The organism is Zavarzinia compransoris, assembly GCF_003173055.1.
GTDB lineage: Bacteria > Pseudomonadota > Alphaproteobacteria > Zavarziniales > Zavarziniaceae > Zavarzinia > Zavarzinia compransoris.
Genome location: NZ_QGLF01000003.1, coordinates 333,229 through 345,466, shown reverse-complemented (window position 1 = coordinate 345,466; position 12,238 = coordinate 333,229). Strand labels below are relative to the sequence as shown.

Genomic DNA, 12,238 nt, shown 5'->3' with positions numbered 1-12,238 from the left:
CCCTAGACGTTCAGCAGTAGATGTTCGCGTTCCCATGCCGAGATCACCTGTTGATAGGCATCATGTTCCGCCTGCTTCACTTCCATGAGCAGGGTGACGAATTCCTCGCCCAGAACCTCGCTCAGGTCTCCGGCGCCCTTCAGCTTGTTCAGGGCATCGGGGAGGTAGCGGGGCAGGGCAAATTTGCGGCTGTAAGCACTGCCGACGATCGGGTCGGTCGGCTCCAACTCATTTACCATGCCGATATAGCCGCAGGCCAGTGAAGCCGCGATGACGAGATAGGGATTCGCATCCGCCCCCGGCACCCGGTTCTCGACCCGGCGCGCCTCGGGCCCCGATTCCGGCACGCGCAGGCCGGCGGTGCGGTTCTCGCGCGCCCAATGCAGGTTGATCGGCGCCGACATGAAGCGGGTCAGCCGGCGATAGGAATTCACGTTGGGCGCGATCAGCGGCATGGCCGCCGGCAGGTGTTTCTGCAAGCCGGCGATATGGGCGCGGAAAAGCGCCGTGTCGTTGCCCTCGTCGTCCGAGAACAGGTTGCGCCCGGTCTTGATGTCGACCACCGACTGGTGCAGGTGCATGGCGCTGCCCGGCTCGTCGGAATAGGGCTTGGCCATGAAGGTGGCATAGACGCCGTGGCGCATCGCCGCCTGGCGCACGGTGCGCTTGAACATGAAGGCCTGGTCGGCCATCGACATGGGGTCGGCGTGGTTGAAGTTGATCTCGCACTGGGCGCGGCCGGCCTCGTGGATCAGGGTGTCGACGTCGAGTTCCTGGGCCTCGCAGAACTGATAGACATCCTCGAAGATCGGGTCGAATTCATTGACCGCGTCGATACCGTAGGACTGGCTGCCCGTCTCCGCCCGGCCCGAGCGGCCGATCGGCGGCTGCAGGGGATAGTCGGGATCGACGTTCTTGGCGCAGAGATAGAATTCCAACTCGGGGGCGACGATCGCCTTCCAGCCCTTGGCGGCATAGAGGTCGATCACCCGGCGCAGCACCTGGCGCGGCGCGATCGGCACCGGCCGCCCGTCGCGATAGACGCAGTCGTTGATCACCTGGGCGGTCGGATCGTCGTACCAGGGCACGATCGACAGCGTGTCCGGGTCGGGCTTCAGCACCACGTCCGGCTCGGTCGGGTCGGTCACTTCCGAATCGACGAATTCGCCGGTCACGGTCTGCGAGAAGATCGATTCCGGCAGGCGCAGGGAATTGTCGGTCTGGCTCTTCAGGAACTTGGAGGTGGGCAGGATCTTGCCCCGGGCGACCCCGGAGATATCCGGCACCAGGCATTCGACCTCGGTGATGTGCCTTTCGCGAAGCCAGACATCGAGCTGCGACATGACCATAAATTCCTTTTGGGCAATGAGGCGCCCATTGTGCCGGGCCGCGCCGCCGATTGCATCAGCGACCCGCCGCCCGCGCCATAAAATCCGGCGTCAGCGATCGTGGCGGTTACCCGTCACCCCCGGGGGATCGGCGAAGGTGAAGAGCTTGTTCTCGAAGGTGACGTCCTGGCGGATGTCCTCCAGCGTCACCACCGTATTGATACCCTGGGCGTCCAGCACCTGCCACTGGCGGAATTCGAAGGGATTCTCGGTGAAGACCAGGGTCAGCTTGCCGTCGTCCCGGTGCTCGGGCGCGACCACCGATACCGCGAAGGCCTGGGCGTCGCGCAGCACCTCGGTCACCTCCAGGCCGTCGTCGAACTTCACCTTGTCGCGGACGAGCACGCCGATCGGCGTCCGCCCCAGGGGATAGCGGTCGACCTGCTTGATCTCCGTGTCGTAGACGACCAGCCAGGTGCCGTCGGCGACGATCAGCAGGGGCGTCGGCGGGGCATATTCGAAGCGCAGGCGGCCGGGCCGGCGCAGCATCAGCTTGCCCTCGGCGAAGCCGCCGTTCGAATCGACCTGGGTGAAGCGCGCCTCCAGCGTCCGGATGCCGTTGAACAGGGCTTCCACCCGGGCGATATCGGCCTTGTCCCGGTCGCTCAGGGCGGCGGCAAGGCTTGGCCGGGCGAACAGGGACAGGCGGGCGAACAGGGACAGGCCGGCCGCCCCAAGGGCGAGGCCGAGCATCTGGCGGCGGTCGGGTCGAAACACGGTCTTCGGCATGGCCGCGACAGTGGTTCAGCAACAAGGCCAAAGCAAGGCCGAATGCCGCCGCAGGCCGAGCCCGCCGCCCAGCATTGTGCTGCCGGCATTGTGCTGCCGCCCGTCTTCGCCGACAGTTCGGGCGGGGCCGCCGACGTCGTTGATGGAGACCGCCATGAGTACCACGGATTTCTTCCGCAACATGATGGACACGATTTCGCGCCGGGGCCGGCACTGGTTCACGGGGCGGGAGGCGACGCTCGCCCTGCCGGCGCAGTTCCGGCCCGATTTCGCCGCCCTGGTCGATGCCCTGCTGTCCGGCCGGGGCGAGGCGTCGGGCGTTGCCCGGGCGCGGGAGATCCTGGAGGCCTGGCAGGCCGTCGACGACGGGCAGAAGCGCGATTTCTTCACGCTGCTGGCGGAATCCTATGGCCCCCGGGCCGACCGGCTGGACAAGGCGATCGCCGACTATAAGGCCGATCCGGGCCTCGCCACCCAGGCCGCCCTGCATCGCGCCGCCGAACCCCGGCGCCAGGACGTGCTGCGCCGGCTGAACCTCGCCCCCGGCGGCATCGCCACCCTGGTGCGCATGCGCGAGCACCTGCTGGGCATCAAGCGCGGCGATGCGGCCCTGGAGGCGCTGGACGACGATTTCGCCCACCTCTTCGCCAGCTGGTTCAACCGCGGCTTCCTGGTGCTGGAGCGGATCGACTGGTCGACCCCGGCCAATATCCTCGAACGCATCATCGCCTATGAGGCGGTGCACCAGATCCACGACTGGAACGACCTCAGGCGCCGGCTGGCGCCGCCGGACCGCCGGCTCTATGCCTTCTTCCACCCGCAGCTGGTCGACGATCCGCTGATCTTCGTCGAGGTCGCGCTGGCCGGCGCCATTCCCGGCAATATCCAGGGCGTGCTGGCTGAAGGCCGCGATGCCATCGACCCCAAGGCGGCGACCACCGCCGTCTTCTATTCGATCTCCAATTGCCAGGAGGGCTTGCGCGGCATTTCCTTCGGCAATTTCCTGATCAAGCAGGTGGTCGAGGACCTGCGCCGCGAACTGCCGGGCGTCACCACTTTCGTCACCCTGTCGCCGGTGCCGGGGTTCAGCCGCTGGCTGAAGGAAATGCGCGCCGACGAGGGCGAGCGGTCCGATTTCCTGACCAGCGCCGACCGCATGGTGCTTCAGGCCCTGGACCGGGCCGACTGGACATTGTCGCCGGCCCTGGCCGAATCGGTGAATGCGGTGCTGGCCCGGGTCACCGCCCATTACATGCTGCGCGCCCGCACGCGCGACGGGCGGGTGATCGATCCGGTGGCGCGCTTCCACCTCGGCAATGGCGCCAGGCTCGAGGCGATCCATCCCCTGGGCGACCGCTCGACCAACGGCATGCGCCAGTCCTATGGCGTCATGGTCAATTACCTCTACGACCTCGACCATATCGAGGCGAACCACGAAGCCCTGGCGACCCGGGGCGAGGTGGTCGCCGCCCCCGCCGTCCACGCCCTGCTGGCCGCCCCCGACACCCCGGCCCCGGCCCAGGGCGGCGGGCGGTTCCGCATCGGCGGCTTTTCCCGCACCCGGGGCGAGGGGCGCGAAAAGGAAGCGAGATCATGAGCAATCACCTGTTCGACCGCCTGACCGCCCGGGCCGGCGACCGCGGCCGGCCCTTCGTCCTCGGCCACGGCGGCACCGCACCCGTCACCTATGGCGACCTGCTGGACCGGTCGGCGCGCTTCGCCCATGCCCTTGCCGGCCTTGGCGTGGTGCCGGGCGACCGGGTGGCGGTCCAGGTCGAGAAAAGTATCGATGCCCTCTTCCTCTATCTCGCCTGCGTCCGGGCGGGGGCCGTCTTCCTGCCCCTCAATACCGGCTATACCGCCAGCGAGCTGGCCTATTTCATCGGCGATGCCGAACCCCGCCTCGTGGTCGTCGACCCCGGCAAGGACGCCGCCCTGCGCCCGCTGGCGGAAGGGCTGGGCGCGCGCTGCGAGACCCTGGGCACGAAGGGCGACGGCAGTCTGGCCGCCCTGGCCGCCGGCGCCCCCGCCACCTTCACTGATGTCCCGCGCGGGGCGGACGATCTTGCCGCCATCCTCTATACCTCCGGCACCACCGGGCGCTCGAAAGGGGCGATGCTCTCCCACGCCAATCTCGCCTCCAATGCCGAGACCCTGGTCGACTATTGGCGCTTCGGCGACGGCGACGTGCTGATCCACGCCTTGCCGATCTTCCATACCCATGGCCTGTTCGTCGCCACCAATGTCGTCCTGATGGCGGGGGCCGCCCTCTACTTCCTGCCGAAATTCGATGCGGACGAGGTGCTGGCCCTGATGAAGACCGCCACCTGCCTGATGGGGGTGCCGACCTTCTATGTCCGCCTTGCCGGCCATCCCGGGCTGAGCCGGGCGGCGACGGCGGGGATGCGCCTGTTCATTTCGGGCTCCGCCCCCCTGCTGGCCGAGACCCACCGCGCCTTCGAGGCGAAGACCGGCCATGCCATCCTCGAGCGCTACGGCATGACCGAAACCAACATGAACACCTCGAACCCCTATGACGGCGAGCGCCGGCCCGGCACCGTGGGCTTTCCCCTGCCCGGCGTCGGCTTGCGCATCGCCGACCCTGAGAGCGGCGCGCCCCTCCCCGCCGGCACCATCGGCATGATCGAGGTCAAGGGCCCCAATGTCTTCCAGGGCTATTGGCGCATGCCGGAAAAGACCGCGGCGGAATTCCGCGCGGACGGTTTCTTCATCACCGGCGACCTGGGCCTGATCGACGAGCGGGGCTATGTCCAGATCGTCGGCCGGGGCAAGGACCTGGTGATCAGCGGCGGCCTGAACGTCTATCCGAAGGAAGTGGAGGGCGAGATCGACCGCCTGCCCGGCATCGTCGAAAGTGCCGTGATCGGCCTGCCCCACCCGGACCTGGGCGAGGGCGTGACCGCCGTGGCGGTGCGGGAAAAGGGTGCCGCGACCGACGAGGCCGCCGTGCTTGCCGCCCTCGAGGACCGGCTGGCGAAATTCAAGCAGCCGAAAGCGGTGCTCTTCGTCGAGGATTTGCCGCGCAACACCATGGGCAAGGTGCAGAAGAACCTGCTGCGCGACCGGTACCGGGATCTCTACGCCCGGTAGACGGCAGAGGGGCGAGGGGGATCCCCCTCGCCCGCCCTTGATTGATCAGGCGAAGATGGTCGCCAGCTTTTCGTTCGACGAGAAGGCGGGGGTCGCCTTGCTCATGTCGGCGATCTTGTCCCAGGCGGCGGCCACGTCTTCCGCCGTCGCCTCGGCGCCCAGCTTCACGCCCGTGCCCTCGACGATCTGGACCAGCGAGTAATAGCCGGCGCCGGCTTCGAGAATGGCGCCGTTCGGGCTGTTTTCCTGCACCAGGTGCAGCACGCCCGAGGTCACCAGTTCCGGCTTCAGGGTTTCGAGTACCGCCGGCGGCAGCAGGTTCTCGGTCATGCGGGTGGCGGCGACCGGCGCGATCGTGTTCACGCGGATGTCGTTCTTCTGGCCTTCCAGCTTCAGCGTGTTCATCAGGCCGACGAGGCCGAGCTTGGCCGAACCGTAGTTGGCCTGGCCGAAGTTGCCGTAGAGGCCCGAGGCGGACGAGGTCATGACCACGCGGCCGTAGTTGTTGGCCTGAAGATGCGGCCAGGCGGCCTTGGTGACATAGACCGAGCCGAGCAGGTGGACTTCCAGCACCAGGCGGAAATCGGCCAGTTCGCCCTTGGCGAAGCTCTTGTCGCGCAGGATGCCGGCATTGTTGATGACGATGTCGAGCTTGCCGAAAGTGTCGATCGCGGTCTTCACCAGGGCTTCGGCGGTTTCCGCGGTCGAGACCGAATTGGTGTCGGCCACCGCTTCGCCGCCCAGGGCCTTGATCTCGTCGACGACGCGCTGCGCGGCGCCCGCCGAGGAACCGGAACCGTCGACGGCGCCGCCCAGGTCGTTGACCACGACCTTGGCGCCGCGCGCGGCCAGCGCCAAAGCATGGCTGCGGCCGAGACCGCCGCCCGCGCCGGTGACGATGGCGACGCGATTGTCGAAGCGGATGGACATGCTTGCTCTCCTCTGTTTTCTGTCTTGCACGCGATTACCGAACCTTGGCGGGTTCTACCGCGTCCGGGGGGTGGGAGGTCAAGGGTGCAGTGCGTCGAAAGCCGCAGCTTTGTGGCCCGGCCCGGGTCAGCCTTGCGCGACGACGACGCTGGCGTGCAGGACCTGGGCTTCCTCGCGGGTCAGGCCCAGCCAGCGCCCCTCGACGTCGACCGGCAGCAGGTGGACGCCGTCCGGCGTCACCCCCAGGATCAGCTTGTCCCGGGCATCGAGCACGATCGGCCTTGCCTGCCGGGGCACGGCCCAATCGCGCTTGCCGGCGCGGCGGAACAGGCCGCCCTCCTCCACCCGCCAGCCATAGCGCGAGGCATGGACAAGGCGCAGCGCCACCGCCTGGGCCGGCTGCTGGCGGAAGGCCTGGCGCAGGCCCCGGCCATAGGCGAAGGCCCGAAGCGACTTCCAGACGCCGGCGATACTGCCGAGGACGCAAAGCCCGACGAGGCCGCCAAGGGTCAGGCCGCGGTCGGCCAGCCGCTCGAAGCCGAGGGTGGTGCCGAGACGGTCCCCGCGCAGCGGATCGGCCACGACCCGGAATTCATAGTCCTGGCGCGGCCAGTCGAAGAAGAGGAGCTGCGACCCGTTTTCGATCCGGGTGCCGTCCGCCTGCCGGGCCGAGAGAGTCATGTGGCAATGGATGACGAAGAGATAGCTCCGGCACCGGCCTTCCTCCATCCGGCCCTCCGGGGCCGGCCGCCAGCGCGCGGGATCCGCGGCCGCGTCGCGGGCCAGTTCGGGACCGAACGCCACCGCCACCCCGACGGCGAAGGAGAGGAGAAGCACGATCACCACTGCGATCTTTGCCGCGCCGCGCCCGTCCAGCCCGGGCGGGCGCACCTCCAGCGGCCGGCGCGGCAAGACGATACGCGACAGATTGATCATGAATACACCCCTGAGGACGCGGGACCGACGGGACAATATACCATCGTTTGTATTCCGGCGGCAGCCCCGGGCATGGTTTACGCGCGCTTGACCCCGGCGGCCTCCAGGCTGGCCCGCAGCGCCGCCCGTTCCGCCGCGTCGAGGCCGGGCCAGGCGCCGGCAAGGTCGACCGGCAGGAAATGCACATTGTCCGGCGTCACCCCGAGGATCAGCCCCCGCCCGGGGTCGAGGACGATCGGGGCGGCACTGCCGGGCACGGCCCAGAACCGCGTGCGGTCGCGCAGGACCCCTTCCGCCACCGCGACATGCCAGCCCCAGCGATTGCCCCGGGCGAGGCGCAGCAGGGCCGGGCGAGCCGGCTGGGCCGCGAAGGCGCGGATCATGCCCCGGCCGTAGCCCCAGCCCTCGACCATGCGCCAGAGGCCGATCGCGGCGATCAGCCCGACCAGCGCCATGACCGCGGCATAGGTGCCGAGCCGGTTCCACAGCGCGGTCAGGGCCACCGACGCCAGCAGGCGGCCCGGCCGCTCCGGATCGGCCAGGACCGCGGTCCCATAGTCCCGGTCGGGCAGGTCGACGAAGAAGATCGACGAGCGGTCGCGGACCATCGCGCCCGCCGGCCCCCGGGCTTCCAGCTCGAAATGGCAATTGACCAGGAACAGGCGGGCGGAACATTGCCCTGCGACCAGCCGGCCGGCCGGGGCCGGCCGCGCCCGCTCACGGCTGGCGAGGTCGGCGGCAAGGCCGGGCAGCAGCCACCAGGACAAGACCGCCATCAGCCCCGCCATCGCGAGAACCGCAGCCAGGAAGCGAATCATGCCGCGCAGCCCGAGGCCGGGCGGCCTGACCCTGAGCGGGCGGCGCGGCAGGACGATGCGGGAAAGATCGGGCATGGCCCCCTCAAAGACCGGGCGGCGCCGGCGGCTGCCACAAGGTCCAGCCGCGATAGAGCGCCAGCAGGCGAAGCCCCAGGCAGAGCAGGGCCCCCCCGATCATGGCCGGCTGGGCGGCGATGCCGAGGGCCTGCCCGGCGACCACGGCATAGCCCCCGGCCAGGGCCGCCACCGCATAGATTTCCGCCTGAAGCACCAGGGGCGTGCGGGTGACGAGCAGATCGCGCAGGATGCCGCCGCCGATCCCGACCACCATGCCGACCGCCGGCGCCATCAGGGGATCGACCTGGAAGTCCAGCGCCTTGCCGGTGCCGGCGGCGGCGAAGAGGCCAAGGCCGATGGCATCGAACAGGCGCACCGGCTTGGCCAGCCGGCCGATGCCGTTCCGCGCCAGGATGGTGAAGATCCCGCCCGAAAGGGCGATCGCCGCATTCCGCCACGAGGTCAGGGTTTCAGGCGGCGTCGCCCCAAGCAGGAGATCGCGCAGGATGCCCCCGAACAGCGCGGTGACGAAGGCGAGCAGCAGCACGCCGAACAGGTCCAGCCGCTCGCGCAGCGCCAGTGCCGCGCCCGAAACCGCGAAGACGAAGATCCCCGCCCCGTCGAGCACCAGCAGCAGCCATTCGACGGGCTGTTCGAGCGGGGGCAGGGCGTGCATCGTCGTCTCCCCTTCGGGCGGGCGGGAGAACAGTGTAACCCGCTTTTACCGCGTCAGGCTGCGGGCGATCACCATCTGCTGGATCTGGCTGGTGCCCTCGTAGATGCGGAAGATGCGGACGTCGCGGTAGAAGCGCTCGATGCCGTAATCGGCGACATAGCCGGCGCCGCCGAAGATCTGCACCGCCCGGTCCGCCACCCGGCCGACCATTTCGGAGGCGAAATACTTGCAGCAGGCCGCCTCGGTCGCGACATTCTCGCCGGCGTCGAAGCGCCGGGCGGCATCGCGCACCATGCATTGGGCGGCATAGATTTCGGTCTTGCAGTCGGCGAGCATGGCCTGGACCAATTGGAAATCGGCGATGCGCTGGCCGAACTGCCGGCGCTCCGAGGCATAGGCGATACTGTCCTCGAGCAGGCGTAGCGCCACCCCGACGCAGACCGACGAAATATGCAGCCGCCCGCGGTCGAGCACTTTCATCGCGGTCTTGAAGCCCTTGCCCTCGACGCCGCCGATGAGATTCTCCGCCGGCACGCGGGCATCCTCGAAGATCACGTCGGCGATCTTGGCGCCCTGCTGGCCCATTTTCTTTTCCGGCTTGCCGATGCGCACCCCGGGCGTGCCCGCCTCGACCACGAAGGCGGAAATCCCGCCGGCGCCCTTGATCTCGGGGTTGGTGCGGGCCATCACGGTGAAGATCCCGGCGGTCGGCGCATTGGTGATATAGCGCTTGGTGCCGTTCAGGACATAGTGGTCGCCGTCGCGCCGGGCGGTCGTCCGCAGCGAGGCGGCGTCCGAGCCCGCCTCCGGCTCGGTCAGGCAGAAGGAGGACGTCAGGGCGCCGCTGGCCAGGTGCGGCAGGTATTTTTCCTTCTGCGCCGCCGTGCCGTCGATGATCAGGCCCTGGGCGCCGATGCCGACATTGGTGCCGAAGGCGGAGCGGAAGGCCGGCGAGGTCTGGCAGAAGGTGAACATCACCTCGATCTCGTCCGCCATGGCAAGGCCGAGGCCGCCGTATTCCTCCGGGATCGACAGGCCGTAGAGGCCGAGATCGCGCATCTCCGCCAGGATGTCGGCCGGGACCGCGTCGTCGTCCGCCACTGTCGCCTCGTTGGGGCGCAGGCGCTCGCGGACGAAGCGGGCCAGGGTCTCCAGCAATTGGGCGCGGGTCTCGCGGTCGAGGGCCATGAATCTCTCCCCTTGTCGTTATGTCCCCTTATCGTTCCGTCGTGGGGCGGAGTGAAGCATTTTCTAGGTCACCCGACCAGTGTTTCGCCACCCCCCGGGGCGCCGCTTCGTGGTAGGAGAGGGCCTTGATTCGGTGACGGGAGTCGGTGGCGCATGAAGGTCGGTATCGAGATGGGCCAGCAGGCGAGTGGATCGCCCGCGATGCTCGATCTTGAGGAATTGCTGGCGACCCGCCTGCTGGTGCAGGGCAATTCGGGCTCGGGCAAATCCCACCTGCTGCGCCGGCTGCTGGAACAGAGCGCGCCCCATGTCCAGCAGGCGGTGATCGACCCGGAGGGCGATTTCGTCACCCTGGCCGACCGATACGGCCATGTCGTGGTCGAGGCGACGCGCAGCGAGGACGACCTGACCCGGATCGCCGCCCGCGCCCGCCAGCACCGGGTCTCGGTCGTGCTCAGCCTCGAGGGGCTGGATGCCGAGGCCCAGATGCGCTGCGCCGCCGCCTTCCTGGGCGGGCTGTTCGATGCCGACCGCGATTTCTGGTACCCGATGCTGGTGGTGGTGGACGAGGCCCAGCTCTTCGCCCCCGCCGCCGCCGGCGACGTCTCCGACGAGGCGCGGAAACTGACCCTGGGGGCCATGGCCAACCTGATGTCGCGCGGGCGGAAACGCGGGCTGGCCGGGGTGATCGCCACCCAGCGCCTGGCCAAGCTGGCGAAGAATGTCGCCGCCGAAGCCTCGAACTTCCTGATGGGCCGTACCTTCCTCGACATCGACATGCAGCGCGCGGCCGATCTTCTCGGCATGGACCGGCGCCAGGCGGAAATGTTCCGCGACCTGCCGCGCGGCCATTTCGTCGCCCTCGGCCCCGCCCTGTCGCGCATGCCGCTGCCGCTGCGCATCGGCGCGGTCGTCACCAGCAGCCGCTCGACCAGCCCGATCCTGGTGCCCCTGCCGGACCAGCCGCCGGTCGATGCCGCCGACCTGATCTTCACGCCGGGCGCGGACGAACCGCCGGTGTTCCGCCCGGCGCCGCGGGCCCCCCTGCCCTCGCCCACCGCCGACATCATGCTGGAACTGGCGCGCGGCCGCCCGGCCAGCCTGGGCCCGCCGCCCACGGTCGAGGAGCCGGACGACGGCCTGAGCGACGAGGAGCGGAAAGCCGCCTGGCAGGAGATCATGGCCGCGATCCTGGCCGATCCGGACGCCGCCTATCGCACCGTCGCCGTGCTCTACCAGGATTTTCTGGTGCGCTGCCGGATCCGGCGCCTGACCGGGGCGCCGCCGGACCTGCCGGCCTTCCGCCGCCTGCTGGCCATGGTGCGGGCGGGGATCGACCCCCGCTCGGGCGATGATTCGGCCTCGGCCCGGGCGATCGAGATGGCGGCGAAACTGTCCGAGGACCTGCAGGGCATTTTCCTGCTGGTCGCCCAGGCGGCGATCGCCGGCCGCCCCTGCCCCGGCGATGCCGCCATCGCCCGGGCCTATGGCACCCAGTCGCTGGGCCGGGCCCGGCGCCTGATCACCTATCTCGAGGAATGCGGCCTGATCGTCGCCCGCACCGATTTCCGCGGCCAGCGGGTGATCGCGGTGCCCGACCTCGGGGCCGAGACCGCGCCGGGCGATGCCAACGCCCCGGATGCGGCGGCAGGCTAGGGTGACAGCAGGCGGGCGATGGTCAGGCGCATGGCGTCGAGCATCGCCTCCCGGTCCAGCGACGGGTTGCGAATCGCCCTGATGGTCAGGCCCTCGTACAGGGCCGCGATCATTTCCACCCGGCCCATCAGCCTGTCGGCGGTGCCCGGGTCGGTGCAGCCGCAGTCGGCGGCAATCATCTGGGCCAGGGTTTCCCGCATGCAGCGGTCCGATTCGGCGACCAGGGCCGCCACCTTCGGATTGCGCGAGGCTTCGACCGAAATCTCGAGGAAAAGCCCGGCATAGTCGGGGTCGCACATGTCGTCGAAGCCGAAATCCGCCTGCTCGACCATGGCGTCGACGAAGGAGCCGCCGGCCGACTGCAACCGCTCCATCGCCTCGCGGAATTCCTGGAGATCGTCTTCGATGAAGGCGGCGATGATCGCCTCCTTGTTCTCGAAATAGTGATAGATGTGGCCGACGCTCATCCCCGCCTCCTTGGCGAGGGCCGCCATGGAGGTGGAATGAAAGCCGTTGCGCCGGAAACAGCGCATCGCCGCCTCGATGATCTGGCGGCGGCGGGATTCCGCCTTGCTGTCGGCACTGTTGTCGCTTGGTACCATGCCTGCCCCTTGGAGCGCGCCGCCGATCCACCGATCGGCGGCGACTGCAAATCCGACCTTGACTTCAAGTTAGAATGAACATTCATTCTATACAACGCTGCCGGTAAGGCGACGACATAAAAAGCGTCAGGGGGGACCACGGCGGAG

General features: G+C 68.9%; 11 protein-coding genes. 3 read left to right on the top strand and 8 right to left on the bottom strand.

Annotated features, from left to right (window positions below; all coding sequences use genetic code 11):
* Positions 1-2 precede the first annotated feature (2 nt).
* Together DKG75_RS12305 and DKG75_RS12300 are read right to left on the bottom strand one after the other, a co-directional pair.
* The gene (locus tag DKG75_RS12305; RefSeq protein WP_109921719.1) at positions 3-1,343 is read right to left on the bottom strand and encodes a glutamine synthetase family protein; all 1,341 of its coding nucleotides are present in this window, start codon (positions 1,341-1,343) and stop codon (positions 3-5) included.
* A gap of 96 nt (positions 1,344-1,439) precedes the next feature.
* Complete coding sequence (locus DKG75_RS12300; protein WP_166646521.1) at positions 1,440-2,105, bottom strand: LolA family protein; 666 nt, start codon at positions 2,103-2,105, stop codon at positions 1,440-1,442.
* Positions 2,106-2,271: 166 nt separating this feature from the next.
* On the opposite strand from DKG75_RS12300, the gene DKG75_RS12295 reads away from it, so the two are divergent.
* Together DKG75_RS12295 and DKG75_RS12290 are read left to right on the top strand one after the other, a co-directional pair.
* Positions 2,272-3,714 (top strand): malonyl-CoA decarboxylase, encoded by a 1,443-nt coding sequence (locus tag DKG75_RS12295; RefSeq protein WP_109921413.1) that lies wholly within the window; start codon positions 2,272-2,274, stop codon positions 3,712-3,714.
* Positions 3,711-5,228 (top strand): malonate--CoA ligase, encoded by a 1,518-nt coding sequence (locus DKG75_RS12290; RefSeq protein WP_109921412.1) that lies wholly within the window; start codon positions 3,711-3,713, stop codon positions 5,226-5,228. Before DKG75_RS12295 ends, DKG75_RS12290 begins: the two co-directional genes overlap by 4 nt.
* Positions 5,229-5,273: 45 nt before the next feature.
* On the opposite strand, the gene DKG75_RS12285 is transcribed toward DKG75_RS12290, so the two are convergent.
* The 5 genes from DKG75_RS12285 to DKG75_RS12265 all read right to left on the bottom strand — a co-directional run bounded on the left by DKG75_RS12285 (position 5,274) and on the right by DKG75_RS12265 (position 9,833).
* Positions 5,274-6,158 (bottom strand): SDR family oxidoreductase, encoded by an 885-nt coding sequence (locus DKG75_RS12285; protein ID WP_109921411.1) that lies wholly within the window; start codon positions 6,156-6,158, stop codon positions 5,274-5,276.
* Between the two features lie 126 nt (positions 6,159-6,284).
* Positions 6,285-7,094, bottom strand: a complete 810-nt coding sequence (locus tag DKG75_RS12280) for a hypothetical protein (RefSeq protein WP_109921410.1) — start codon at positions 7,092-7,094, stop codon at positions 6,285-6,287.
* Between the two features lie 77 nt (positions 7,095-7,171).
* Positions 7,172-7,987: a hypothetical protein gene (locus DKG75_RS12275; protein ID WP_109921409.1), complete on the bottom strand. Its 816-nt coding sequence runs from the start codon at positions 7,985-7,987 to the stop codon at positions 7,172-7,174.
* A 7-nt stretch (positions 7,988-7,994) separates the two neighbouring features.
* Positions 7,995-8,645, bottom strand: a complete 651-nt coding sequence (locus tag DKG75_RS12270) for a trimeric intracellular cation channel family protein (RefSeq protein ID WP_109921408.1) — start codon at positions 8,643-8,645, stop codon at positions 7,995-7,997.
* Positions 8,646-8,690: 45 nt separating this feature from the next.
* Complete coding sequence (locus DKG75_RS12265) at positions 8,691-9,833, bottom strand: acyl-CoA dehydrogenase family protein (protein WP_109921407.1); 1,143 nt, start codon at positions 9,831-9,833, stop codon at positions 8,691-8,693.
* A gap of 153 nt (positions 9,834-9,986) precedes the next feature.
* On the opposite strand from DKG75_RS12265, the gene DKG75_RS12260 reads away from it, so the two are divergent.
* Positions 9,987-11,489 (top strand): helicase HerA domain-containing protein, encoded by a 1,503-nt coding sequence (locus DKG75_RS12260; protein ID WP_109921406.1) that lies wholly within the window; start codon positions 9,987-9,989, stop codon positions 11,487-11,489.
* On the opposite strand, the gene DKG75_RS12255 is transcribed toward DKG75_RS12260, so the two are convergent.
* Complete coding sequence (locus DKG75_RS12255) at positions 11,486-12,091, bottom strand: TetR/AcrR family transcriptional regulator (RefSeq protein WP_109921405.1); 606 nt, start codon at positions 12,089-12,091, stop codon at positions 11,486-11,488. The genes DKG75_RS12260 and DKG75_RS12255 overlap by 4 nt on opposite strands.
* Positions 12,092-12,238: the final 147 nt, after the last annotated feature.

Excerpts from the sequence above, each read along its gene's own strand:
- DKG75_RS12305 (WP_109921719.1), bottom strand. The coding sequence starts at position 1,343 with ATGTCGCAGCTCGATGTCTGGCTTCGCGAAAGGCACATCACCGAGGTC.
- DKG75_RS12295 (WP_109921413.1), top strand. The coding sequence starts at position 2,272 with ATGAGTACCACGGATTTCTTCCGCAACATGATGGACACGATTTCGCGC.
- DKG75_RS12290 (WP_109921412.1), top strand. The coding sequence starts at position 3,711 with ATGAGCAATCACCTGTTCGACCGCCTGACCGCCCGGGCCGGCGACCGC.
- DKG75_RS12285 (WP_109921411.1), bottom strand. The coding sequence starts at position 6,158 with ATGTCCATCCGCTTCGACAATCGCGTCGCCATCGTCACCGGCGCGGGC.
- DKG75_RS12280 (WP_109921410.1), bottom strand. The coding sequence starts at position 7,094 with ATGATCAATCTGTCGCGTATCGTCTTGCCGCGCCGGCCGCTGGAGGTG.
- DKG75_RS12275 (WP_109921409.1), bottom strand. The coding sequence starts at position 7,987 with ATGCCCGATCTTTCCCGCATCGTCCTGCCGCGCCGCCCGCTCAGGGTC.
- DKG75_RS12270 (WP_109921408.1), bottom strand. The coding sequence starts at position 8,645 with ATGCACGCCCTGCCCCCGCTCGAACAGCCCGTCGAATGGCTGCTGCTG.
- DKG75_RS12265 (WP_109921407.1), bottom strand. The coding sequence starts at position 9,833 with ATGGCCCTCGACCGCGAGACCCGCGCCCAATTGCTGGAGACCCTGGCC.
- DKG75_RS12260 (WP_109921406.1), top strand. The coding sequence starts at position 9,987 with ATGAAGGTCGGTATCGAGATGGGCCAGCAGGCGAGTGGATCGCCCGCG.
- DKG75_RS12255 (WP_109921405.1), bottom strand. The coding sequence starts at position 12,091 with ATGGTACCAAGCGACAACAGTGCCGACAGCAAGGCGGAATCCCGCCGC.